Source organism: Streptomyces sp. NBC_00690, from assembly GCF_036226685.1.
In the GTDB taxonomy this organism is placed as follows: domain Bacteria; phylum Actinomycetota; class Actinomycetes; order Streptomycetales; family Streptomycetaceae; genus Streptomyces.
Genome location: NZ_CP109009.1, coordinates 1,979,260 through 2,003,307, shown reverse-complemented (window position 1 = coordinate 2,003,307; position 24,048 = coordinate 1,979,260). Strand labels below are relative to the sequence as shown.

The following is a 24,048-nucleotide window of genomic DNA, read 5'->3' as shown; positions in this document are numbered from 1 at the left end:
CTGGGACCGCATTGCCAACGAGGAGGAATAATGATCAAGAAGATCGTCGCCGCTGCGGCTGCCACGGGTGGCCTGGTTCTCGCGGGTGCGGGCGTGGCGATGGCCGACGCCGGCGCCCAGGGCGCTGCGGTCGGTTCCCCCGGTGTGATCTCGGGCAACGTCATTCAGGTTCCCGTCCACGTGCCGGTCAATGTGTGCGGCAACACGATCTCCGTGGTCGGGCTGCTCAACCCCGCCTTCGGCAACACCTGCATCAACTCGTGACGTTCTGAATCGACCCTCAGGGTCTGGGTTTGAACCCGGGCGGTCCCGGAGTGCTCGCCATGCACCCCGCGACCACCCGGGCTTTCCGCTTTCGGGCGACGGGCCCGGAGGCAGACCACAAGAAGGCAAGGAAACAACCTATGCGACAGGTCACGCGCAAGGGCCTGATCACCATGGCCGCCGCAGGCAGCGCCATGGCGCTCGGCGGATACGCACACGCGGACTCCGGAGCTTTCGGGGGAGCGTCCAACTCCCCGGGCGTCGCCTCCGGGAACTCGGTCCAGGTGCCGGTGAACGTTCCCGTCAATGCATGTGGGAACTCCGTCAACGCGGTCGGCATCCTCAACCCGACCTTCGGCAACACATGCCGCAACGACTCCTCGTCCCAGGGCCGACCCGCGCCCGGCGACACCTCCCCGGGAGGCGGTGTGCAGACGGGCGGTGGCCAGACCACCGGCGGTGGCGCGGTGGCCAGCGGCGTCACCAGCAACTCTCCGGGGGTGCTCTCCGGCAACAACGTCCAGGCCCCGGTCGATGTGCCGGTCAACGTCTGCGGCAACTCCGTGAACGTGGTGAGCGCCCTCAACCCGACGTTCGGCAACGACTGCACCAACGCCTCGTCCGTGAGCCGGCCGGGCAACCCGCAGCAGCCGGTGACGCCCGTGACACCGGCGAAGCCGCGGCCCGTCGAGCCGCGCCCGGGCAACCCCGTCGAACCCAGCAAGCCGCGGCACGTGCCCCCGAACACCGGTACCCAGACCAAGCCCGAGGCGCCCCAGGAGCGGACCGTCAAGTCCGCGACACACTCCGTCGCGGACAACGACGACTCGGGCACGCTGGCGGCGACCGGTGTGAACACCCTGGGAGTGGCTGTTCCGGCCGGTGCGGCGATGCTGCTGGCAGGAGCGGTGCTGTACCGGCGCAACCGCGCCGCCTAAGAACGGGACAGCATTGAGGATGCCCGAGTAGCGCCTTTCCGGCGGAGGGCGGTGCCCACCACGGCCGTCGGCGCGTACGACACTCATCCCCGTCGTTGCGCGCAGCCGTAGGGAACCTCCGGGCAGACGAGGGAGAAGGAGCGGAGCGGGTTCCGGGGTGCCGGGGCCTGCTCCGTACTGATGCGGTGCCTACCAGGTGGCGCGCACCTGGCGGATGATACGGCGGCGCAACCGCACCCTGCGGCTGCCGTCGCGGTGCAGGGTGAGTCGGTCCAACTCCCAGTGTGCGTACTCGGCATGGTCGGTCAGCAGGCGGGTCGCCTCCTGGCGGGAGACCCCGCGCGGGACATACACATCGACAAATTCGTATTCCGGCATCGCATCTATTGTGCGGGCATGGGCCCGGTACGGATAGCGTCTGCACTATGTCTGATGCTGCGCAGCCCACCGCTGCCGAGGTACGTGCCGCCGCCGAGGCCGTCAAAGCCGCACTGGACCGTCACCTCGCGGCGGTCGAGAACCGCACGGGAGACGACGATCCGGCCGTCTACGACGCGTTCAACGCTCTGGCCGTGGCGGCGGAGACGTACGACGAGCGCCTCTATGACCGCTACGACGAGGTGACACCCTTCGAGATCCCCGGGGCCGACGAGTCACTGCCGCCGTATACGGGCCCGGACGAACCCAACGCCCTCAGTGTGCTGATCCGCCGCGACTACGCGGTGGTGGAGCCTCAGCGGCTGCTTGCACAGGCGCAGCGGATCACCGCGGCCGACCCCGACGAGGGCGTGACGCGGGACGGTCGGTCCGCGGCCGGCAGTGTCCATGCGGCACTCGGCGTGCTCTTCGGTGAGTACGAGCCGGACGAGATCGTCTCGCAGCACAAGGAGTTCGGTCTCGAAGAGGGCGACTCGACCCTGTGGGTGTCCGCTCTGGACGAGCTCCCGGAGGCGGGGGAGTGGTTGACCAACCCCTTTGAGCAGGCGGACCCGCAGCGGGTGGTGATCCGCTTCGACGTCAGCGCCGTCTTCGACGAGGACGATCTGGGCGAGGACCTCGACGACCTCGACGAAGCCGGCCTCTGACAGGCTCGCCCCGCCGCCCGGCCGCCGCGCCGTTCGCTGAGGGTCCGATCCGCGTGCGTTCGCGGGATCGGACCCTCAGCGCATGCTCTGGGGCTATGCGCCCGCGGTCTCGTCCACCCGCTCCGGCTGGAGCAGCCCTTCGAGCAGGGTCCGTAGCCGTGTGGTGCGCTCCTGGGCGGGGACCTGGGCAACCGCGTGCGGCAGCGCCTGGTCCACCCCGTGCACCACGGAGAGATGGCGCGAGGCCCGACCGAAGGCCGTGTACACCCAGGGCCTGCTCAATCCCGGGGCGGCGTCCTTGGGCAGGACCACCACGGCAGCAGGCCACCGCATGCCGGCCGCCTGGTGGGCCGTCATGGCCCAGCCGTGGCGCACGACGGCGTCGACCCGCTCCCTCGGCACCGTCACTCGTGCTTTCCCGCACTCCAGCCGCAGACCTTCGGCGTCCGCCGAGATGACCGTGCCCGGCAGGGTCTGGCCGACGGCCGGGGCGTAGGCGATCCGATCGCCCGGATCGAAGCCCCCGAACTGACCGGGGCCCGGATTCAGCCGTTGCTTCAGTGCCGCGTTCAACACCCTGGTGCCGGCTGCGCCACCATGGCCGACCGTGATGACCTGGGTCTGCTCGGTCGGCACCCCGATCGCCCGCGGTACGGAGTCGGCGACCAACTGCACCGTGCGGTGCACGGCCTCGCCCGCGTCCCGCACCGGCACGATGACGACCTCCTTGTCGGGTGCCGCCACGGCGCAGAGCTCCCCGGCACCGATCCCGGAGACCAGCTCACCGAGTGGGCCGGGATCGGGTGTCCGCGAAGCCACGGTGGGGCACACCCGAGCGGCCAGCAGGTCGGCGAAGACCCGCCCGGCGCCGGCCGAGCCCAACTGGCCCGGGTCGCCGCTGAGCAGCAGCCTGCTCCCGTCCGGCAACGACTCCACCAGCATCGCCGCCGTCTCCACATCGAGCAGGGGAGCGTCCAGCACCACCAGGAGGTCGAGCACCAGCGCACCGTCCCCGTCCCGGCCAGGGCCTTCGGCGCCGGAGAGTAGCCCGGCGACGGTGACCGTGTCTCCCTCCTCGGCATCCCGGCCGTGTCCGCTGTGGAACGCGACGACGCAGCGCAGCCCCAATCCGGTCGCGGCGGTGGCCAATGCGAGCGGCTCGGCCCGTGCCGCCTCCGCGCCGGTGTGAACCACCAGACCGCTCGCCGCGAGTGCCCGAGCCAGCTCGCCCGGCGCCGCCTCCCAGCGGTCGTCCTCCTCCGCACGGGCCAGTCGGGCCAGGCCGTCCGCGAGGCTCTCCTCCGCCATCGCGTAGCGGTCGAGCCCCCACAGCACCGGGGTTGCCGCAACGGCCTCGTCGGCGGTCTCGTCGTCCTCCGGTGCGCCTCCTTCGGAGAAGTCGTCTCCGGAGTCGTCGAAGAGCAGCACCACCCCGTCGGCCGCCGCGCTCCGCAGGGCCTCCTCCGGCTCGGGCACCGCGTGCTCGGCCAACGCAGCACACAGGGCCGAGGACTCCAGGGCGGTGTGTCCCCGCAGGGCGGAGCGCTCCAACTGCCAGACCACCAGGGCAGCGGTCCGACGCTCGTCTCCCGGGCCGCACGCGTCGCCGAGCAGTGCCCGGGCGAATCCGTCGGCCTGCTGGGGCAGCACACCGGGCACGGCCAGCAACTGCCAGGGATCGTCCCTGAGCCGTGCGGCGGCGGTGTCCCCGAGCACATCCGCGACCTGGACGGCGAGGCCGTCGGGTGCACCATCTCCGAGCACGGCCCGGACGGCTGCGACGGTCTCGGGTGTACTCGGCCGCCCCGCGGCGGGCGGTGTCGACGGCGACAGCGATCCGGGCGCCCGGCCGGACGGGGCGCGGGACGGATCGTCCGCGGGTGTCCTGGCCTGGGCGGGGGAGGGGAGGAAGGCGCGCCCGACGGACTCCCCGCTCTCGACCGCCCGCACGGCGGCCAGCAGGTCGGCCGCCTGTCCGCGGAGCTTGGTCCCGCTCGCGATGGGCCCCTCCTTCTCGGCCTTGCGCTGCTCGATGCGCTCCCGCAGCTCCTGCTGGGCGAGCAATTCGGCCGCTGCCTCGGAGGTCTCAGCGCTCACCGTGCCGGTCTCAGGGGTATCGGTCTCCGCTGCCCCGGTCTCAGGGGTATCGGTCTCCGCTGCCCCGGTCTCCGTCGTATCGGTCTCCGCTGTGCCCGTCTCCGTCGTATCGGTCTCCGTCGAGTCGGGAGTGTCGGTCGGTTCGCTCGGCGCTGACTCGTCCGCACCGGGGTCCGCCGCCTTTGGCCCGGTCTCCGGATCGCCCGCTTCGGCGCCGGTCTCGGTGCCGGCTTCGGCGGCCTTCTCGGTGGTGGTGGCGGTCGGCGCGGCCTCGGACACCGCCGCGGGTCCGTCGGTGGAGGCGGGCTCAGCATGGGGACCGGGGCCCTGCCCCTGGGATGACGCGGTCACAACATGCTCCAGTCCTGGTCGGGATAGCGGTGCACGGGCGCCGACACATCGTCGAGGGCCCGCCGGATCTCGTCAGGAAGCGTAAGCGCCTCCACTGACAGTGCGGCGACGAGTTGCTGCGCGTTGCGCGCGCCGACGATCGGGGCCACGACTCCCGGCCGGTCCCGCACCCAGGCGAGTGCCACCTGCAACGCCGTCGTCGCCAGCCCGTCCGCCGCGGTCAGCACGGCCTCCACGATGCCGTCCGCGGTCTCGTCGAGATACGGCTCGACGAAGGGACCGAGGACCTCTGATGCCCCGCGTGAGTCCGACGGTGTGCCGTGGCGGTACTTCCCGGTCAGCACTCCCCGACCAAGCGGTGACGACGGCAGCAGACCGACGCCGAGATCGAGCGCCGCGGGCAGCACCTCCCGCTCCACTCCGCGCTGGAGCAGCGAGTACTCCATCTGGGTGCTGGCGAGTCGGGTGCGCGGCCCCGGCGATGCGAGCTGCCAGGTCGCCGCCTTCGCCAACTGCCAACCACAGAAGTTGGACACGCCGGCGTAGCGGGCCCGGCCGCTGCTCACCGCGATGTCGAGCGCTTGCAAGGTCTCGTCCAACGGGGTCAGCGGATCGAACGCGTGGACCTGCCAGAGGTCGACGTAGTCCGTCCCCAGTCGGGCGAGGGAATCGTCCAGCGAGGCCAGTAGATGCCCGCGCGAGGTGTTGAAGCGGCGATCGGGGTCGAGCACGCTGCCCGCCTTGGTGGCTATCACCAGATCGCGTCGGGGCACGAGCCGCTCTATCAACTGCCCGAGCAGATACTCCGCATCCCCGCCCCCGTACACATCGGCGGTGTCGACCAGCGTCCCGCCCGCCTCCCAGAACGCCTTCAACTGGTCGGCGGCGTCGTGTTCATCGGTGTCCCGGCCCCAGGTCAGGGTGCCGAGACCGATCCGGGACACGCGCAGGCCGGTGCGGCCGAGATGCCTCTGCTCCATGAGCGCTGAGATTACTGGCCGGGCGGCGACATCGAGAGACCCTGTGGATAACCCACCCCTCGCCGACCAGCCCCATCGCCCCCTGACGGATCGCCGGTCCGGGCGCTAGAGTCCCCGGAACAGAGAAGTTACTGATCGGTAAGAGGGAGAGTTATGCGACTCGGCATCAACCTCGGCTACTGGGGCGCGGGGATGGACGGCGACAATCTGGCGGTCGCCCAGGAGGCCGACCGGCTCGGCTACGACGTCTGTTGGGCGGCGGAAGCCTATGGATCCGACGCCCCGACCGTCCTCGCCTGGGTCGCGGCACACACCGAGCGCATCGACGTCGGCTCCGCCATCCTCCAGATCCCGGCCCGCCAGCCCGCGATGACGGCCATGACCGCCGCCACCCTCGACTCGCTCTCACGCGGCCGGTTCCGCCTCGGCCTCGGCGTCTCCGGTCCCCAGGTCTCCGAGGGCTGGTACGGCGTGAAGTTCGACAAGCCCCTCGCCCGTACCCGGGAGTACGTGGAGATCGTCCGCAAGGCCATGGCCCGCGAGCGGCTCTCCTACGAGGGTGCGCACTGGACGCTGCCCCTGCCCGACGGCCCCGGCAAGCCGCTCAAGCTCACCGTCCACCCCGAGCGCGAACACATCCCCCTCTACATCGCCGCGATCGGCCCCAAGAATCTGGAACAGACCGGTGAGATCGCCGACGGCGCGCTGTTGATCTTCCCGTCGGCAGACCATCTGGAGGAGACGGCGATCCGCCACCTCCGCGCCGGACGGGCCAAGGCGGGCAAGACGATGGACGGTTTCGACGTCTGCCCCACCCTGCCGCTCGCCCTCGGCGACGACCTTGACGCGCTCGCCGATGTGTTCCGCCCCTACACCGCCCTGTACGTCGGCGGCATGGGCAGCCGGCAACAGAACTTCTACAACCAACTGGCTCGGCGCATGGGGTACGAAAAAGCCGCGGCCGAGATCCAGGACCGCTACCTCGCCGGCGACAAGGACGGTGCCGCCGCGGCCGTCCCGAGGGAGTTGATCGACTCCACCACCCTGCTGGGTTCCGTCGAGCGGATCGCGGACCGCATGCAGCAGTACGCGGCGGCAGGAGTGACCACCCTGACCCTGGCCCCGGCCGGTTTCACCCTCGATGAGCGCCTCGCCGCGCTGCGCGCGGGCACTGCAGCCCTGGAGCGCTCGGGCCTCGCCTGAAACCGCCACCCGGTCCCGGGGACCTCGCGGGGGCACCGTACGCCCGGTGCTCCCGCGAACGGCCTCGGGCCGACAGACCCCCGACGGCACTGACGGCACTGACGAGACGTACGACACCGCTGGCACTGGCCCCCTGACCGCACCGACGGGTACCGATAGCACTGATGGCCCCAAGTCGCCTCCGATGACCCTCCACGACCCCCGATGTCGTCCGTTTGGCGCAGTTGGCCGACGCAGATGTTGCCCCGCACCCGGTACCGCACTTGACTCCTTCTTTGCGGACCCTTGCGGACGCCTTCAGGAGGTGGCAGTGATGCTTTCGGCTCGAAGCCTTTTCCAGGAGATCATCGACCACGACGACTCCTTCCAACTGTTCTGCTCCATCGCCGCCAGCGGCGAGTCCCAGGGGGGTTGGGAGAATGGCCGCATCGCAGCCCTGGTGCCCGACGGGATGGCCGATCTCGCGCCCAAGATCGCCCGACACGGCGCCGACGAGGACAAGCACGGCCGGATCTTCGACGCGCTCCTGCACAAGCGCGGGCTCGAACCCGTGCCTGTGCCCCCGGAGACCGACTACACGATGCTCCTGGAGCGCCACGGCATTGGGCTCCCCCATGACAAGCTCCGTCGTGAGGAGCCCCTGACCGAGAAGGACATCGTGGTCTATCTGGCCCACAGCCGGGTCACCGAACAGCGTGCGGCCGACCAGATGGACATGCTGGTCAAGCACTTCGGCAACCATCCGGAGTTGGGCAAGGCCATCCGGATGATCTGCAACGACGAGGACAACCACCTCGCGTACTGCCATGAGGAACTGCTCCGCCTCGCGGCTGCCGGACACGGACGCACCATCCAGGGCGTGCTGCGCGAGAGCGCCCTGACCGAGATCAAGGTCTACCGTGACGTCAGCCTCGCCGTGATGGCCGAGATGGGGCGGGTCCTGCGCTGGCCGCGGGCCAAGTCGGCGGCACTCACCGCCGGCATCCAGGCCATGTACGGCTACGAGCGGTTCGGCGGCTGGCATCGAATGATCAGCCTGCGGATGCCGGAGCGGCGGGGGGCCCTCAACGGACCGCCCACCGTCGCCCCGGCATTCTGACCTAGCCGGTTGTCCCTGGTGGACGCTCCGACCGGCCCCGAGCCGGTCGGAGCCCGCATACCCCCAGCCCTCTGGCTCCGGCCTACAGCCAGCCCCGGCGTTTGAACAGTCGGAAGAGGCTGTAGACCGTCCCGCCCATCAGGACCAGCACCGCGGGATAGGACCACACCCATCCCAGTTCCGGCATATGTGCGAAGTTCATCCCGTAGATCCCCGCGACCATCGTCGGTACGGCCGCCATGGCGGCCCAGGCCGAGATCTTGCGCATGTCGTCGTTCTGCCGGACCCCCTGTTGGGCGAGGTGCGCGGCGAGGATGTCGGAGAGTAGTCGGTCCAGACCCTCCACCTGTTCATTGGCCCGGGTCAGATGGTCGCTGACGTCCCGGAAGAACGGCTGCGAGCGCTCATGGACGAACGGCACCCCCGCGCCCGACAACCGGGCCATCGGGGCGGCCAGCGGACCGGTGGCGCGACGGAACTCCAGCACCTGGCGCTTGAACACATAGATCCTGGCCGCCGTGGGCGGGCCGGCCGTTCTGTCGTCGCCTGGCTGGGTCCCTGCGGCCTGCTGTGCCTTCTGTGCCTTCCGTGCTCGCCGGGAGTGATGGACCTCCTTCCGAGCCGGGGCGAAGACCTCGGCCTCCATCTCCTCCAGGTCCACCTGCAACTCCGCCGCCACCTCGATGTACTTGTCGACCACCGCGTCACTGACCGCGTACAGCACGGCGGTGGGGCCGTGCGCCAGGACCTCGGGCTCCGCCTCAAGCCGTTGGCGTACGGCGGCCAGCGGTGAGCTCTCCCCGTGACGGACCGTGACCACGAAGGAGTCGCCGACGAAGACCATCAGCTCGTCGGCGGTGACGGTGTCCGATTCCGGCTCGTACGCCACCGGCTTGAGCACCATGAACAGGGAGTCGTCGTAGACCTCCAACTTGGGCCGCTGATGGGCCCGCAAGGCGTCCTCCACAGCCAGGGGATGCAGCCCGAACTCCTGCTTGACCAGGTCGAACTCCTTGTCGGTCGGTTCGTGCATACCGATCCACAAGAAGGCGTCGCCGCTCGACCTGGCCTCGGCGAGCGCATCGGAGAGATCGGCCGGGCCCTCGGTGCGGCGCCCTTCGCGATAGATGGCGCAGTCGACGATCACGGCGCGTATTCTTCCGCGCGGTCCGCCCCTGCGCACCCCGGCGTCGGCCTTCGCCAGCCGTGACCCGAAGGGTCGTGTCGGCGCCGACACGACCTAGGCTTGCGGACATGGCCACGTTGATCCTGGTACGCCACGGACGCTCCACCGCGAACACCGCAGCGGTACTCGCGGGCTGGACCCCGGGTGTCCATCTCGATGAACACGGCGCCGCCCAGGCCGCCGCCCTGCCCGAGCGCCTTGCCGCGCTGCCGCTCGCCACCGTGGTCAGCAGCCCCCTCGAACGCTGCCTCCAGACCGTGCAACCCCTGCTGAATGCCCGTCCCGAACTGCGGATCCAGACCGACGAACGGGTCGGTGAATGCCACTACGGGGACTGGTCGGGGCGCAAACTTCGTGAACTGGCCGACGAACCGCTGATGCAGGTGGTGCAGCAGCATCCTTCTGCGGCGGTGTTCCCTGGTGGCGAGTCCATGCGCGCGATGCAGGCGCGGGCGGTCGACGCCGTACGCGACTGGAACGAGCGCATCGACGCCGAGCACGGTGAGGATGCGGTCTATGCGATCTGCTCGCACGGGGACATCATCAAGTCGATCGTCGCGGACGCACTCGGCATGCATCTCGATCTCTTCCAGAGGGTCCATGTGGAACCTTGTTCCGTGACAGCGATCCGTTACACCCGTACGCGGCCATTTCTTCTGCGCCTGGGGGACACGGGTGAACTGGGCTCGCTGGCGCCGCGCGACAGGGACCACCGAGAGGCCGGGAGCACCGGTGCCGCCGGTGATGACGGCGAGGCCGTCGTCGGTGGCGGCACGGGCACCGCGTGATCGCCTGGCAGTAGGGTGGACGGGCTGAGTGCGCCCGCACCACCCAAGCGCCCCTCGGCCCGTTCGTACAGCTCGTTGCAGGTCAATGCCAGGTCGTCCCCGAGTTTTGAGGGAGTTAAGAGCGTGTCCCGTCAGGTGTTCCTCTACGACCCGCCGGACCGGTTCGTGGCCGGTACGGTCGGGCTGCCTGGACGCCGTACGTTCTTCCTCCAGGCGTCGGCCGGAGGGCGCGTCACCAGTGTGGCCCTGGAGAAGACCCAGGTGTCCGCGCTCGCCGAACGCATCGACGAGCTCCTCGACGAGGTGGTCCGCCGCACCGGGGGCAATGCGCCCGTGCCCGCGGTGGCGCCGACCGACGTCGCGGACACCGCCCCGCTGGACTCGCCCGTGGACGAGGAGTTCCGGGTGGGCACCATGGCCCTGGCCTGGGACGGCGAGGAACAGCGCATGATCGTCGAGGCGCAGGCCCTGGTCGAGCTGGAGGCGGAGTCCGACGAGGACCTCGCCGACGCCGAGGAGCGGCTGTTGCGGGACGAGGAGAACGGCCCGCCCATGCTGAGGGTGCGACTGAGCGGGGCACAGGCCCGGGCCTTCGCCAAACGCGCGCTGGACGTGGTCAACGCCGGTCGTCCGCCGTGCCCGCTGTGCAGCCTGCCGCTCGATCCGGAAGGACATGTGTGCCCGCGCCAGAACGGATACCGCAGGGGAGTGTGACCGCCCTCGACCTCCTGGCGAAGGGGGAGCTCCGGGTGCGCGGCCAGGTCCGTGAGGCGTCTAACGCGGTCCTGTTCTGCTCGATCGTCCTCGACGGCGAGGAGACGGCCTGCGTCTACAAACCGGTCGCCGGCGAGCGCCCGCTCTGGGACTTCCCCGACGGCACGCTGGCCCAGCGCGAGGTCGCCGCCTATGAGGTCTCCGAAGCACTGGGCTGGGGGCTCGTGCCCCCGACGGTGCTACGGGACGGCCCGCACGGAGAGGGCATGGTCCAGCTCTGGATCGAGGCCGAAGCCGCGGCACCGCTCCTGGCACTCGTGGAGGGTGAGGAGCCGGGCGACGGCTGGAAGGCGGTCGGCTTCGCCGAGGTGGGCGAGGGGCGCACCGCCCTACTGGTCCATGCCGACGACCCGCGGTTGCGCAGGCTGGCCGTGCTCGACGCAGTGATCAACAACGGTGACCGCAAGGGCGGCCATCTGCTGCCCGCTGCGGGAGGTGCGCTGTACGCCATCGACCACGGCGTCAGCTTCCATGTGGACGACAAGCTCCGCACCCTGCTCTGGGGGTGGGCGGGGGAGCCGTTGCCCGATGAGGCCCTGGAGGCTCTGGAGGGGCTTTCGTCGGCCCTGGCGGCTGGTGGGCCCCTCGGCGCACGGCTGGAGCGGTTGCTGACCCCGGCCGAGGTGGCGGCTGTCCGCAGCAGGGTTTCGGCACTTCGGGCCACGGGCCGACATCCGGTGCCTTCCGGTGAGTGGCCGGCGATTCCCTGGCCACCGGTGTGAGGGTGGCGCCGGACGGCTGACCGAGAACGGTCGGGTGATGGGCCGGTCGCTCCATGCGCGACGCGCCCATGGCCGGTCATCCGATCTCGATCGACCTCCTTCGCGAGCCGACCGGGTGCTGATGGCGTTCTGGCAGCGTGCCGTCTGGTTGCCCGATCTCGTGTGGCGCGTGTGGACTGGGCGCCAATCGATGTCGATTTATCGATTCTTCGGGCTTTCCTGGCTGGCTATGCACAGGGCGCGAAGAATTCACAAGAGCGCACAACCGGCCAACCGGCGTGATCCGGTTCGTATCCGGATCACCCGTCCGGTTAGGCTCAGATCATGTATGCCTGGCCCGCTTCTGAGGTCCCCGCCCTGCCTGGCACGGGCCGCGACCTTCGGATTCACGACACCGCAACCGGCGGTCCACTCACCCTGGACCCCGGCCCCGTCGCCCGTATCTACGTCTGTGGCATCACGCCCTATGACGCCACCCACATGGGACACGCGGCGACCTACAACGCGTTCGACCTCGTCCAGCGCGTGTGGCTCGACACCAAGCGCCAGGTCCACTACGTCCAGAACGTGACCGACATCGACGATCCGCTCCTGGAGCGCGCCATCCGTGACGGGGAGGATTGGACCGGGCTCGCCGAGCGGGAGACCGCGCTCTTCCGCGAGGACATGACCGCGCTCCGCATGCTCCCGCCGCAGCACTACATCGGAGCCGTCGAGTCGATACCCGGCATCGTTCCCCTGGTGGAGCGGCTCCGCGACGCCGGCGCCGCCTATGAACTCGAAGGGGACGTCTACTTCTCCGTCGAGGCCGACCCACACTTCGGCGAGGTGTCCCATCTCGACGCCGAGGCGATGCGGCTGCTGTCCGCCGAACGCGGCGGTGACCCCGACCGCCCCGGCAAGAAGAACCCGGTCGACCCCATGCTCTGGATGGCCGCCCGAGAGGGCGAACCCAGTTGGGACGGGGGCAGCCTCGGCCGTGGCCGGCCCGGCTGGCACATCGAGTGCGTCGCCATCGCCCTCGACCACCTCGGCATGGGCTTCGACGTCCAGGGCGGCGGGTCGGACCTCGTCTTCCCCCACCACGAGATGGGTGCGTCACACGCCCACGCCCTCACCGGAGAGCATCCCTTCGCACGGGCGTACGTACACGCGGGAATGGTCGCCCTGAACGGGCAGAAGATGTCGAAGTCCAAGGGCAACCTGGTCTTCGTCTCCACCCTGCGCCGGGAGGGCGTCGACCCCGCCGCGATCCGCCTCGCGCTGCTCTCCCACCACTACCGGGCCGACTGGGAGTGGACCGACCAGGTGCTCCAGGACGCGGTGACGCGACTGGAGTGTTGGCGTGCGGCTGTCTCCCGACCCGACGGACCCTCCGCCGACGCCCTTGTAGAGGAGGTCCGCGCGGCCCTGTCCGACGATCTGGACGCCCCGAGCGCGCTGCTCGCCGTCGACCGCTGGGCCGAACGCCAGCGCACCGAGGGCGGCACGGACGAAGGGGCGCCCGGACTGGTCTCCCGTACGGTCGACGCGCTGCTGGGAGTGGCGCTGTAGGTCGGGCTGAGCCGGGTACGCCCGGTCGGGGTCGTCGACGGTACGGCCGGGGGCGTCGGACCACCGACGCCCCCGGCCACGGCACCCCATCCGTGTCCCGTGGCGCCACGCCCGTCGCCGTTCCTGAGCCACAGCAACGCCATGAGGGGCGGCGCATTCGATGCGCCGCCCCTCACTCACGTCCGGGGCGTACAGGTCGCCCCAGAGCCGCTCACCGCCCGGGAGGGTCCTCCCCGGCGGCGTCGTCGGTGTTGCCGGCGTCCGATTCTTCCGGCTCGTCCGACCGGTCCGCCCGGCTCTCGCTGGGACCCGAATCCGGGTCAGCGGAGCTCGCGTCCGAGTCCGTGTCCGTGTCAGAGCCCGAGTCCGTGTCCGAGTCCGCGCCAGACCCCGTGCCCGAATCGTCGGCAGCCGCCGAGGAGTCCGGTTCTGCTGTCTCCGCCGCACTGTCCGCATCCGGATCGTGCGCGGCACCCGGTGGGGACTCACCGTCCGCACCCGGAGCCGGCTCAGCACCCGGACCAGGTTCCGCGTCCGATTCCGTGTCCGGCTCCTGCTCGGTGCCCGGCGCTGTGTCCGGTTCGGTACGGGCTGCCTTCGACGGCCGGTTCAACCCGCCCGACGGATCGCGGAGGTAGGTGCCGCTGTCACCGCCGTCGGTCGCCAACCCCGGGCCGCTGCCCGGCCCCCCGTCCCGCCGACGCAGATAGCGCTCGAATTCGCGGGCGATGGCCTCGCCCGACGCCTCGGGCAACTCCGCGGTGTCCCTGGCCTCCTCCAACGTCTGGACGTACTCCGCCACCTCGCTGTCCTCGGCGGCCAGTTGGTCCACGCCCAGTTGCCACGCCCGCGCGTCCTCGGGCAGTTCGCCCAGCGGGATGCGCAGCCCGATCAGATCCTCCAACCGGTTCAGCAGCGCAAGTGTGGCCTTGGGATTGGGCGGTTGGGACACGTAGTGCGGCACCGCTGCCCACAGACTCACCGCGGGCACGCCCGCATGGGTGCACGCCTCCTGGAGGATGCCCACGATTCCGGTGGGGCCTTCGTAGCGCGTCTCCTCCAGGTCCATGGTCCTGGCCAGGTCGGGATCGGACGTGATGCCGCTGACCGGCACCGGCCGGGTGTGGGGCGTGTCTCCGAGCAGCGCACCGAGGATCACCACCATCTCCACCCCCAACTCATGGGCGAATCCGAGGATCTCATTGCAGAACGAGCGCCAGCGCATGGACGGTTCGATGCCCCGCACCAACACCAGATCGCGCGGTTTCTCACCCCCGACACGGACCACGGACAGTCGGGTCGTCGGCCAGGTGATCTTCCGTACTCCGCCGTCCAGCCACACCGTGGGCCGGTTGACTTGGAAGTCGTAGTAGTCCTCGGCGTCAAGGGCCGCGAACACCTCCCCCTTCCACTCCCGGTCCAGGTGTGCGACCGCGGTGGAGGCGGCGTCGCCGGCGTCGTTCCAGCCTTCGAACGCGGCCACCATGACCGGGTCGATCAGCTCGGGTACCCCCTCGAGCTCGATCACCCAGTGCCTCCTTCCGAAGTTCCCTCGCGTACGCACCAACCTTACGGGTTACGGGGTGCCCCGCCGCAGCCCTCGTGCACGGGCGGGTGAACTTCGATGACATGCACAGCGGCTGGAAAGAGCTCGTGCGTGCGCACTGCCGCCCGCTGCCTCCCACCAGCGACGCAGCCATGCCGCACCCACGACGCGCTCCATCGCCCGAGACGGCGTACGCCCCTTGACGATCACGCCCGGCCGTCCCGGGGGAGCGATCGCGGCGTGATCGTCAAGGGGCCTGCGGCGACCGGGCCCCGGGCGAGCACCGCCCGCGTCCCGCGCAGTGGTTCAGCGTCGGTGCCGGAGCAGCCCCTCCACCCGGTCCCGTATCCCATCGGTGGCCAGTCCCCGCACCGTGAGCGTGGTGCGCCGCCTCAGCACGTCGTCCGCGGTCTCGGCCCACTCGTGGTCCCGGGCGTACACGACCTGGGCCCAGATCTCCGGGGCGTCGGGGTGGATGCGCTCGGCCAGCGCCGGATCGTCGTTGGCCAGCCGCGCGATGTCGAACGAGAGCGAGCCGTAGTGGGTGGCGAGATGGCGTGCGGTGTCCGCGGACATCCGGGGGCCGGGCGCCGGTCCGTCGGCCATCAACCGGTGGGCGACCGCGTTCGGATTGGCGATCCCCGGCAGAGGCAGCTTCCTGGGCAACCGGTCGATGGGTTCCATGTCCTCGGCCAGCGGCTGTCCCGGCAGCGCCGCCAGTTTGTTCATCACTGTCCGACCGATATGGCGGAAAGTCGTCCATTTACCGCCTGCGACCGACAGCATCCCGCCACGGCCTTCGGTCACCACCGTCTCCCGTTTGGCCTGGGAGGTGTCGCCCGGGCCCCCGGGGAGCACCCGCAGACCGGCGAACGCATAGGTGATCAGATCGCGGGACAACTGCTGGTCCCGGATGGAGAACGCCGCCTCGTCCAGGATCTGGGCGGTGTCCTGCTCGGTCACCGAGACCTCGCCCGGGTCCCCCTCGTACGCCTCGTCGGTGGTGCCGAGCAGCAGCATGTCCTCCCAGGGGAGGGCGAAGGTGATCCGGTACTTGTCGATCGGCGTCGCCAGGGCCGCCTTCCACGGCGAGGTGCGCTTGAGCACCAGGTGCGCGCCCTTGGAGAGTCGGATCGAGGGTGCGGCGCCCGTGTCCTCCATCCGGCGCAGATGGTCCACCCATGGGCCGGTGGCGTTGAGCACCAGCCGCGCGTTCACCCCGAACTCCGTGCCGTCCGTACGGTCCTTGAGCTCTGCACCCGTCACCCGGCCCCGGGTGAAGCGCAATCCGGTGACCTCGGCGTGGTTGAGCACGGTCGTCCCCGCGTCGACGGCCGCGCGGACCGTCATCAACGCCATCCGGGCGTCGTTCATCTGGTCGTCCCCGTAGACGGCGACGGCCTTGAGGTTCTCCGTACGCAACTCGGGCACGTCCCGCTGGGCCTTGGCCGGGCTGATGACGTGGCCGACGCCGTCTCCGAACGCCGAGAGCGCCGAATAGGCGAAGACCCCGGCCCCGAGCTTGGCCGCGCCGTGCGGTCCGCCCTTGTAGACGGGCAGGTAGAACGTGAGCGGATTGGCGAGGTGCGGGGCCACCTCCCGGGAGAGGGCGCGGCGCTCGAAGTGGTTCTCCGCGACCAGTTTCACCGCACCGGTCTGGAGGTAGCGCAGTCCGCCGTGCAGCAGCTTGGAGGAGGCGGACGAGGTGGCGCCGGCGAAGTCGCCGGCGTCCACCAGGGCCACCCGCAGTCCGGACTGCGCGGCGTGCCAGGCGGTGGAGATGCCCAGGATGCCGCCGCCGATCACCAGGAGGTCGTACGAGGCTTTGGAGAGCTGCTCCCGGGTCTCGGCGCGGCTCGGGAGAAAGCCGGATGCCGGGTGCGTCCCAAGTGTCGGAACGCTCTGCAGGGTGGTCATGTCCATTGCTCCTGTCAGTCTTCCTCTTCGAGCCAGCCCATGGTCCGCTGTACGGCCTTGAGCCAGCTCTTGTACTCGCGCTCGCGCTTGTCGGCGTCCATGCGCGGGGTCCATTCGGCGGCCCGGCGCCAGTTGGCGCGCAGCGCGTCCGTGTCCGGCCAGAAACCGACGGCCAGACCCGCGGCGTAGGCCGCGCCGAGGCAGGTGGTCTCGGCCACCATGGGGCGCACCACCGGTGCGTCCAGGAAGTCCGAGAGGGTCTGCATCAGCAGGTTGTTGGAGGTCATCCCGCCGTCGACCTTGAGCGTGGTCAACTCGACGCCGGAGTCCTTGGTCATGGCGTCGCTGATCTCACGGGTCTGCCAGGCGGTGGCCTCCAGCACGGCACGGGCGATGTGGGCCTTGGTGACGTAGCGGGTGAGACCCGCGATCACACCGCGGGCGTCGGGGCGCCAGTAGGGGGCGAACAGCCCGGAGAACGCGGGCACGACGTACGCGCCGCCGTTGTCCTCCACGGTCAGGGCCAGCGTCTCGATCTCCGGTGCGGAGGAGATGAGACCCATCTGGTCCCGCATCCACTGCACCAGCGAGCCGGTGACGGCGATCGAGCCTTCGAGGGCGTAGACCGCCTGCTCGTCGCCGATGCGGTAGCCGACGGTCGTCAGCAGTCCGTTGTAGGAGTTCACCGGTGTGTGGCCGGTGTTCATCAGCATGAAGGTGCCGGTGCCGTAGGTCGACTTGGCCTCGCCCTCGGCGAAACACGTCTGCCCGAAGAGCGCGGCCTGCTGGTCACCGAGCGCGGAGGCGACCGGGATGCCGTCGAGGACCCCGCCCTTGGCGGTGCCGTACACCTCGGCGGAGGAGCGGATCTCGGGCAGGATCTCGGCCGGTACGTGCATGGAGCTGAGGATCTTGGGGTCCCAGGCCATGGTGTGGAGGTTCATCAGCAGCGTGCGCGAGGCGTTGGTGACATCGGTGACGTGCACCCCGCCGTCGACCCCGCCGGTCAGGTTCCAGATGACCCACGAGTCCATCGTGCCGAAGAGGATCTCGCCCCGCTCGGCGCGCTCCCGCAGACCTTCGACGTTGTCGAGGAGCCAGCGGGCCTTGGGGCCGGCGAAGTAGCTCGCGAGGGGCAGACCGGTCTCACGGCGGAACCGGTCCTGGCCGACGTTGCGGCCCAGTTCGCGACAGAGGGCGTCGGTGCGGGTGTCCTGCCAGACGATGGCGTTGTGGACGGGTTCGCCGGTGTTCTTGTCCCACAGCAGGGTCGTCTCGCGCTGGTTGGTGATCCCGATCGCCTTGACGTCGGCGGAGGTGATGCCCGCCTTCTCGACGGCGCCCGCGACGACCTCTTGCACATTGGTCCAGATCTCGATGGCGTTGTGCTCCACCCAGCCGGGCTTGGGGAAGATCTGCTCGTGTTCCTTCTGGTCGACGGAGACGATCCGGCCGTCCTTGTCGAAGACGATGCAACGGCTGGATGTGGTGCCCTGGTCGATGGCCGCGATGAACGGGCCGTGCCCATGTGAGGCGGCGCCGGTGGTGTGTGCGTCAGTCACGGGGTGCTCCTGCTGGTGGTCGATGGGAGACGGCTGTGGCTCCACCCGTACGGCGTACGGGCGCACGGTCACGCGAACGCGAGGTTGTAGATTCCCGCGGCGAGTGCTCCGCCGGCCATCGGGCCGACGACGGGGATCCAGGCGTAGCCCCAGTCGGAGCCGCCCTTGTTGGGCAGCGGCAGCAGGGCGTGGACGATACGGGGGCCGAGGTCACGGGCCGGGTTGATGGCGTACCCGGTGGGTCCGCCGAGCGAGAGGCCGATGCCGACGACGACGAGGGCGGTGATGAGGGCGCCCAGCGTGCCCAGCCCGTCGCCATCGGCGTTGAGGCCCTGGGTGAGCACGGCGAGCACCAGGACCGTGGTGCCGATGATCTCGGTCGCCAGGTTCTGCCAGACCACCCGGATCTCCGGGCCGGTGGAGAAGATGCCGAGGATGGGGCCGGCCTTGCCGCCGCCGCTGTGGCTGCCTTCGATGGGCTTGTCGGCGGGGTCGCCGATGATCGCCCGGTCGGTCAGATGCGTCATGAACTGGCCGTAGTAGGCGACCACGAACAGCGCGGCGCCGATCATCGCGCCCAGCATCTGGCCGGCGAAGTAGACGGGGACGGTCGACCAGGTCCCGTCCTTGATGGCGATGCCGAGCGTGACGGCGGGGTTGATGTGCGCGCCGGAGAGAGCGCCCGTCATATAGACGGCCGTGAGGACGGCGAAGCCCCATCCGAACGTGATGGCCAGCCAGCCCGCTCCGCGTGCCTTGGAATTCTTGAGGGTGACGGCGGCGACCACGCCACCGCCGAGGAGGATCAGAACCGCGGTTCCGATCGTCTCGCCGATAAAGATGTCGGAGTTGGACACCGCGACTCCTTCGTCCTTCGTCCAGGGGAAGGCGAACCCCGGGCGCGCCGGTGGTCCGTGCCCTCAGGTGAGGGCGTTCGGCCTTTGGCGCTGCCACACTCTAACCTGCAATGCCGGTAGGTGTTCGACAATGCCGACCGCTAGACGGCAGTTTTATCCCTGGTCAACACGCCGTCAAGACGCTTTGTCTCGTCACCTGCCCAAAAATCCGCGGAATCCACGAAGAGGGCAGATCGATAACGATGATGCGCCAGAGCGGTCAAAACCGCCCGGCGCCGAGATCCCGCGAAACCGCCCTGGCGCACTGCCGCACCGCTGCGACCAGCTCGGATCTCAGTTCCTGATCCGAACAGACCCGCTCCACCGCTCCCGTGATGGCGACCGCCCCCACGGGCATCCGGCGGCGGTCGTGGATGGGGGCGGCGACCGCCGCCACGCCCTCCCAGGTCTCCTCCACGTCCGACGCCCAGCCCCGGGCCCTGGCCTGGTCGAGGAGCGATTCGAAGGCGGCCAGCTCCGTCACCGTCCGCGGGGTGAACTGCTCCCGGACGGCCTCGACCGCCTCGCTGTGCGCCACCGGGTCGTAGGCCGCCAGGACCTTGCCCAGGGCGGTGGAGTGCAGGGGCTGCATTGCGCCCACTTCGAGCACCTGGCGGCTGTCGTCCGGCCGGAACACATGGTGGACGATGAGTACGCCGTGCTGGTGCAGTACGCCCAAATGGACGCTTTCACCGCTGGAGCGGGCGAGATCGTCCGTCCACACCAGGGCGCGGGCGCGCAGTTCGTGGACGTCGAGGTAGCTGTTGCCCAGGCGCAGCAGCTCCGCGCCGAGCTGGTAGCGCCCGGACGCGGGGTCCTGCTCCACGAAGCCCTCCGCCTGGAGGGTGCGCAGGATGCCGTGGGCCGTTCCCTTGGCCAGGTCCAGCGAGGTGGCGATGTCCGACAGGCCGAGCCGGCGCTCCCCGCCCGCCAGCAGCCGCAGCATGGCCGCCGCCCGTTCCAGCGACTGGATGTTCTTCGCCATCGGATCGGCCTTTCTGGCTGCTATTCGACAATGCCGAACGGTATTGGTCGATGTCGACCTGGTGCTCTGAGTGAGTATCTCGCGGGCATCCGATTCACGGGAACCAAGGCGCCAGCCCATGGACAGGACGCGGCCCAGCGGTTGCTGTGCACCCGCGTCGGTTTCCCGTGCACCCGCGCCCGCCCGAGCGGCTCCGTCCGTGGCCTTCGACCCGAGCCGCTACGAGGCGGGGATGGGTGTCCTGTCGGCAGGCCGCGCAGTCCGTCTCGTGGGACAGCCCGCCCCTCGACGCCGCCACCCGGCTACTCTGGCTCCGTGCGCCCTCCGCCGAGGACGCAAAGCCGACAGCCGTCGCATCCCAGGGAGCCCGTCCATGGCCTCGTCGCCTTCCCCTTCCGTACCCTCCGCCGACAGCCGGACCCGCATCGCGGCACTCCGTGAGGCGCTCGCCACGCGGGTCGTCGTTGCCGACGGTGCCATGGGCACCATGCTTCAGGCTCAGGATCCGACTCTGGAGGACTTCCAGGACCTCGAAGGCTGCAACGAGATCCTGAATGTCACCCGCCCGGACATTGTGCGGTCGGTGCATGAGGAGTATTTCGCGGTCGGTGTCGACTGCGTGGAGACGAACACCTTCGGTGCCAACCATGCGGCCCTTGCCGAGTACGACATTCCCGAGCGGGTCCATGAGCTGTCCGAGTCGGGTGCTCGCATCGCTCGTGAGGTGGCTGACGAGTTCACTGAGCGCACCGGTCAGCAGCGTTGGGTGTTGGGCTCGATGGGCCCGGGGACGAAGCTTCCCACTCTGGGACACGCCCCCTACACCCTGTTGCGCGACGCCTATCAGAGCAATGCCGAGGGCATGATCGCGGGCGGTGCGGATGCGCTGCTCGTCGAGACGACGCAGGACCTCCTCCAGACCAAGGCCGCCATCATCGGTGCGCGCCGGGCCCTGGAGATCAGCGGTCTTGACCTGCCGTTGATCTGTTCGGTGACGGTGGAGACGACGGGGACGATGCTGCTCGGCTCCGAGATCGGTGCGGCCCTGACCGCGCTGGAGCCGCTCGGGATCGACATGATCGGCCTGAACTGTGCGACCGGCCCGGCTGAGATGAGCGAGCATCTGCGCTACCTCGCCCGCCATTCCCGCATCCCGCTCGCCTGCATGCCCAACGCCGGCCTTCCCGTCCTCGGTAAGAACGGTGCCCACTATCCGTTGACCGCGCCCGAGCTGGCGGATGCGCAGGAGACCTTCGTACGCGAGTACGGGCTGTCCTTGGTGGGAGGCTGCTGCGGTACGACCCCGGAGCATCTGCGCCAGGTGGTGGAGCGGGTCCGTACCCTTACACCGGCGGTGCGCGAGCCGCGTCCCGAGCCGGGGGCAGCCTCCCTCTACCAGACGGTTCCCTTCCGTCAGGACACCGCGTACATGGCGATCGGGGAGCGCACCAACGCCAACGGGTCGAAGAAGTTCCGCGATGCCATGTTGGAGGCCCGTTGGGACGACTGTGTGGAGATGGCGCGCGACCAGATCCGTGAGGGCGCGCACATGCTCGACCTCTGCATCGACTATGTGGGTCGCGACGGCGTCGCCGACATGGAGAAGCTGGCCGGTCTCTTCGCCACCGCGTCCACCCTGCCGATCGTGTTGGACTCCACCGAGGTACCCGTGCTTCGAGCCGGGCTGGAGAAGCTCGGCGGTCGTGCGGTGATCAACTCGGTGAACTACGAGGACGGCGACGGCCCGGAGTCCCGTTTCGCCAAGGTCACGCAGTTGGCCCAGGAACACGGCGCCGCACTGATCGCCCTCACCATCGACGAAGAGGGCCAGGCCCGCACGGTCGAGCACAAGGTGGCCATCGCCGAGCGGTTGATCGACGACCTCACGGGCAACTGGGGCATCCACGAGTCGGACATCCTCATCGACACCCTGACCTTCACCATCTGTACCGGTCAGGAGGAGTCCCGCAAGGACGGCATCCACACCATCGAGGCCATCCGGGAACTCAAGCGCCGCCGCCCCGACGTCCAGACCACCCTGGGCCTGTCGAACATCTCCTTCGGCCTCAACCCCGCCGCCCGCATCCTGCTCAACTCCGTCTTCCTCGACGAGTGCGTCAAAGCCGGACTCGACTCCGCCATCGTCCACGCCTCCAAGATCCTGCCCATCGCACGCTTCGACGACGAGCAGGTCACCACCGCACTCGACCTCATCTACGACCGCCGCGCCGAGGGGTACGACCCCCTGCAGAAGCTGATGGCGCTGTTCGAGGGTGTCAACACCAAGTCGATGAAGGCGAGCAAGGCCGAGGAACTCCTCGCCCTGCCGTTGGAGGAGCGGCTGCGGCGCCGGATCATCGAGGGCGAGAAGAACGGCCTGGGGACCGACCTCGACGAGGCCCTCCAGGAGCGCCCGGCGCTCGACATCGTCAACGACACCCTCCTGGAGGGCATGAAGGTCGTCGGTGAACTCTTCGGCTCGGGCCAGATGCAGTTGCCCTTCGTCCTCCAGTCCGCCGAGGTGATGAAGATCGCCGTGGCCCATCTGGAACCGCACATGGAGAAGTCGGACGCCGAGGGCAAGGGCACCATCGTGCTCGCCACCGTCCGCGGTGACGTCCACGACATCGGCAAGAACCTCGTCGACATCATCCTCTCCAACAACGGCTACAACGTCGTCAACCTCGGCATCAAGCAGCCCGTCTCCGCCATCCTGGAAGCCGCCGAGGAACACCGCGCCGATGTGATCGGCATGTCCGGCCTGCTGGTCAAATCGACGGTGATCATGAAGGAGAACCTCCAGGAGCTCAACCAACGCCAACTCGCCGCCGACTACCCCGTCATCCTCGGCGGCGCCGCCCTCACCCGCGCCTACGTCGAACAAGACCTCCACGAGATCTACGAAGGCGAAGTCCGCTACGCCCGCGACGCTTTCGAGGGCCTGCGGCTCATGGACGCCCTGATCGCCGTCAAACGCGGAGTCCCCGGCGCCACCCTCCCCGAACTCAAACAGCGCCGGGTGCGGGCCAGTGCGAACACCGTCGTGAAAGAACGTCCGGAGGAAGGTGCCGTACGCTCCGACGTCTCCGTCACCAACCCCGTCCCCACCCCACCGTTCTGGGGCACCCGCGTCATCAAGGGCATCCAACTCAAGGAATACGCCTCCTGGCTCGACGAAGGCGCACTCTTCAAGGGGCAATGGGGACTCAAGCAGAACCGGGCCGGCGACGGACCGACGTACGAGGAGTTGGTGGAGAGCGAGGGGCGACCGCGGCTGCGCGGCTGGCTCGACCAACTGCACACCCAGGGGATGTTGGAGGCGGCCGTCGTCTACGGCTACTTCCCGTGCGTCTCCAAGGGGGACGATCTGATCCTCCTCAACGAGGACGGCTCCGAGCGCACCCGCTTCTCCTTCCCGCGCCAGCGCCGGGGCCGAAGGCTCTGTCTGGCGGACTTCTTCAAGCCCGAGGAGTCCGGCGAGACCGATGTCGTGGGACTCCAGGTCGTCACCGTCGGATCCAAGATCGGTGAGGCGACCGCCGAGCTCTTCGCCTCGGACTCCTACCGCGACTATCTGGAGCTGCACGGGCTGTCGGTGCAGCTTGCCGAGGCGCTCGCCGAGTACTGGCACGCCCGGGTCCGTGCAGAGCTCGGTTTCACCGGGGAGGACCCGGCGGAGGTCGAGGACATGTTCGCCCTGAAGTACCGGGGGGCGCGGTTCTCCCTCGGCTACGGGGCGTGCCCCGACCTGGAGGACCGGGCGAAGATCGCCGAACTGCTGCAGCCCGAGCGGATCGGGGTGGAGCTCTCCGAAGAGTTCCAGCTGCACCCGGAGCAGTCCACCGATGCGATCGTCATCCATCACCCGGAGGCGAAGTACTTCAACGCTCGGTGAACGCCGCGCGTCGAGTCGCCGCCGCCCTACCGCCCCTGCACTGCCCTGCGGCTCTCGTGCCGCCGTGGGGTGCGTGCCGCCGTATGGCCCCGGGGTAGCGCATTGGCCGAGCACATCCATCTGACGAGCCGTACACTGGTCGGTCCAGTACAGGCCGGTCGACTGTCTCCGCGGGAAAGCCATGGGGAGAGGCGGCCGGCCTTCTC

Annotated in this window: 19 protein-coding genes; 10 read left to right on the top strand and 9 right to left on the bottom strand. The window is 69.5% G+C overall.

What is annotated here, in order from left to right; genetic code table 11:
- Nucleotides 1-30: 30 nt before the first annotated feature.
- Complete coding sequence (gene chpH / locus OID54_RS08830) at nucleotides 31-264, top strand: chaplin ChpH (protein WP_329016436.1); 234 nt, start codon at nucleotides 31-33, stop codon at nucleotides 262-264.
- Between the two features lie 140 nt (nucleotides 265-404).
- Nucleotides 405-1,202 (top strand): chaplin, encoded by a 798-nt coding sequence (locus tag OID54_RS08825; RefSeq protein ID WP_329016434.1) that lies wholly within the window; start codon nucleotides 405-407, stop codon nucleotides 1,200-1,202.
- Between the two features lie 189 nt (nucleotides 1,203-1,391).
- On the opposite strand, the gene OID54_RS08820 is transcribed toward OID54_RS08825, so the two are convergent.
- Nucleotides 1,392-1,580: a DUF5703 family protein gene (locus OID54_RS08820; protein ID WP_329016431.1), complete on the bottom strand. Its 189-nt coding sequence runs from the start codon at nucleotides 1,578-1,580 to the stop codon at nucleotides 1,392-1,394.
- A gap of 47 nt (nucleotides 1,581-1,627) precedes the next feature.
- On the opposite strand from OID54_RS08820, the gene OID54_RS08815 reads away from it, so the two are divergent.
- On the top strand, nucleotides 1,628-2,287 hold the full coding sequence (locus OID54_RS08815) for a hypothetical protein (protein WP_329016428.1): 660 nt from the start codon (nucleotides 1,628-1,630) through the stop codon (nucleotides 2,285-2,287).
- A gap of 93 nt (nucleotides 2,288-2,380) precedes the next feature.
- Here the strand turns inward: OID54_RS08815 and OID54_RS08810 are convergent, their stop codons facing one another.
- Nucleotides 2,381-4,735: an ATP-binding domain-containing protein gene (locus tag OID54_RS08810; RefSeq protein WP_329016425.1), complete on the bottom strand. Its 2,355-nt coding sequence runs from the start codon at nucleotides 4,733-4,735 to the stop codon at nucleotides 2,381-2,383.
- Complete coding sequence (locus OID54_RS08805; protein ID WP_329016423.1) at nucleotides 4,732-5,715, bottom strand: aldo/keto reductase; 984 nt, start codon at nucleotides 5,713-5,715, stop codon at nucleotides 4,732-4,734. The genes OID54_RS08810 and OID54_RS08805 overlap by 4 nt, the downstream gene beginning before the upstream one ends.
- Nucleotides 5,716-5,868: 153 nt before the next feature.
- On the opposite strand from OID54_RS08805, the gene OID54_RS08800 reads away from it, so the two are divergent.
- Nucleotides 5,869-6,918 carry an LLM class F420-dependent oxidoreductase gene (locus OID54_RS08800; protein ID WP_329016419.1) on the top strand — a complete coding sequence of 350 codons (1,050 nt, stop codon included), beginning with the start codon at nucleotides 5,869-5,871 and terminating at the stop codon, nucleotides 6,916-6,918.
- 313 nt (nucleotides 6,919-7,231) lie between these two features.
- Complete coding sequence (locus tag OID54_RS08795; RefSeq protein WP_329016417.1) at nucleotides 7,232-8,017, top strand: ferritin-like domain-containing protein; 786 nt, start codon at nucleotides 7,232-7,234, stop codon at nucleotides 8,015-8,017.
- Between the two features lie 82 nt (nucleotides 8,018-8,099).
- Here OID54_RS08795 and OID54_RS08790 read toward each other — a convergent pair whose 3' ends face one another.
- Complete coding sequence (locus OID54_RS08790) at nucleotides 8,100-9,173, bottom strand: magnesium and cobalt transport protein CorA (protein WP_329027344.1); 1,074 nt, start codon at nucleotides 9,171-9,173, stop codon at nucleotides 8,100-8,102.
- A 98-nt stretch (nucleotides 9,174-9,271) separates the two neighbouring features.
- Between OID54_RS08790 and OID54_RS08785 the strand changes: the two genes are divergently transcribed.
- From OID54_RS08785 to mshC, 4 genes are all read left to right on the top strand, one after another.
- Nucleotides 9,272-9,991, top strand: coding sequence for a histidine phosphatase family protein (locus OID54_RS08785; protein ID WP_329016413.1), 720 nt, complete (start codon nucleotides 9,272-9,274; stop codon nucleotides 9,989-9,991).
- Between the two features lie 123 nt (nucleotides 9,992-10,114).
- Complete coding sequence (locus tag OID54_RS08780) at nucleotides 10,115-10,705, top strand: DUF3090 domain-containing protein (RefSeq protein ID WP_329016410.1); 591 nt, start codon at nucleotides 10,115-10,117, stop codon at nucleotides 10,703-10,705.
- The gene (locus OID54_RS08775; RefSeq protein ID WP_329016407.1) at nucleotides 10,669-11,487 is read left to right on the top strand and encodes an SCO1664 family protein; all 819 of its coding nucleotides are present in this window, start codon (nucleotides 10,669-10,671) and stop codon (nucleotides 11,485-11,487) included. Before OID54_RS08780 ends, OID54_RS08775 begins: the two co-directional genes overlap by 37 nt.
- Before the next feature lie 324 nt (nucleotides 11,488-11,811).
- Nucleotides 11,812-13,041: a cysteine--1-D-myo-inosityl 2-amino-2-deoxy-alpha-D-glucopyranoside ligase gene (gene mshC / locus OID54_RS08770; protein WP_329016403.1), complete on the top strand. Its 1,230-nt coding sequence runs from the start codon at nucleotides 11,812-11,814 to the stop codon at nucleotides 13,039-13,041.
- Between the two features lie 211 nt (nucleotides 13,042-13,252).
- On the opposite strand, the gene OID54_RS08765 is transcribed toward mshC, so the two are convergent.
- From OID54_RS08765 to OID54_RS08745, 5 genes are all read right to left on the bottom strand, one after another.
- Entirely contained in the window at nucleotides 13,253-14,569 is a 1,317-nt protein-coding gene (locus OID54_RS08765) for a PAC2 family protein (RefSeq protein ID WP_329016400.1), read from the bottom strand.
- Nucleotides 14,570-14,893: 324 nt separating this feature from the next.
- Nucleotides 14,894-16,504: a glycerol-3-phosphate dehydrogenase/oxidase gene (locus OID54_RS08760; RefSeq protein ID WP_329016397.1), complete on the bottom strand. Its 1,611-nt coding sequence runs from the start codon at nucleotides 16,502-16,504 to the stop codon at nucleotides 14,894-14,896.
- Nucleotides 16,505-16,518: 14 nt separating this feature from the next.
- Nucleotides 16,519-18,066: a glycerol kinase GlpK gene (gene glpK / locus OID54_RS08755; RefSeq protein ID WP_329016394.1), complete on the bottom strand. Its 1,548-nt coding sequence runs from the start codon at nucleotides 18,064-18,066 to the stop codon at nucleotides 16,519-16,521.
- Between the two features lie 68 nt (nucleotides 18,067-18,134).
- Nucleotides 18,135-18,923 carry an MIP/aquaporin family protein gene (locus OID54_RS08750; RefSeq protein ID WP_329016392.1) on the bottom strand — a complete coding sequence of 263 codons (789 nt, stop codon included), beginning with the start codon at nucleotides 18,921-18,923 and terminating at the stop codon, nucleotides 18,135-18,137.
- A gap of 259 nt (nucleotides 18,924-19,182) precedes the next feature.
- Nucleotides 19,183-19,947, bottom strand: coding sequence for an IclR family transcriptional regulator (locus tag OID54_RS08745; protein WP_329016389.1), 765 nt, complete (start codon nucleotides 19,945-19,947; stop codon nucleotides 19,183-19,185).
- Between the two features lie 373 nt (nucleotides 19,948-20,320).
- Here OID54_RS08745 and metH point away from each other — a divergent pair, with 373 nt between their 5' ends.
- Entirely contained in the window at nucleotides 20,321-23,842 is a 3,522-nt protein-coding gene (metH, locus tag OID54_RS08740) for a methionine synthase (RefSeq protein WP_329016386.1), read from the top strand.
- Nucleotides 23,843-24,048 lie beyond the last annotated feature (206 nt).

Coding starts and splice junctions, on each gene's coding strand:
- chpH (WP_329016436.1), top strand. CDS start 31: ATGATCAAGAAGATCGTCGCCGCTGCGGCTGCCACGGGTGGCCTGGTT.
- OID54_RS08825 (WP_329016434.1), top strand. CDS start 405: ATGCGACAGGTCACGCGCAAGGGCCTGATCACCATGGCCGCCGCAGGC.
- OID54_RS08820 (WP_329016431.1), bottom strand. CDS start 1,580: ATGCCGGAATACGAATTTGTCGATGTGTATGTCCCGCGCGGGGTCTCC.
- OID54_RS08815 (WP_329016428.1), top strand. CDS start 1,628: ATGTCTGATGCTGCGCAGCCCACCGCTGCCGAGGTACGTGCCGCCGCC.
- OID54_RS08805 (WP_329016423.1), bottom strand. CDS start 5,715: ATGGAGCAGAGGCATCTCGGCCGCACCGGCCTGCGCGTGTCCCGGATC.
- OID54_RS08800 (WP_329016419.1), top strand. CDS start 5,869: ATGCGACTCGGCATCAACCTCGGCTACTGGGGCGCGGGGATGGACGGC.
- OID54_RS08795 (WP_329016417.1), top strand. CDS start 7,232: ATGCTTTCGGCTCGAAGCCTTTTCCAGGAGATCATCGACCACGACGAC.
- OID54_RS08785 (WP_329016413.1), top strand. CDS start 9,272: ATGGCCACGTTGATCCTGGTACGCCACGGACGCTCCACCGCGAACACC.
- mshC (WP_329016403.1), top strand. CDS start 11,812: ATGTATGCCTGGCCCGCTTCTGAGGTCCCCGCCCTGCCTGGCACGGGC.
- OID54_RS08760 (WP_329016397.1), bottom strand. CDS start 16,504: ATGACCACCCTGCAGAGCGTTCCGACACTTGGGACGCACCCGGCATCC.
- OID54_RS08745 (WP_329016389.1), bottom strand. CDS start 19,947: ATGGCGAAGAACATCCAGTCGCTGGAACGGGCGGCGGCCATGCTGCGG.
- metH (WP_329016386.1), top strand. CDS start 20,321: ATGGCCTCGTCGCCTTCCCCTTCCGTACCCTCCGCCGACAGCCGGACC.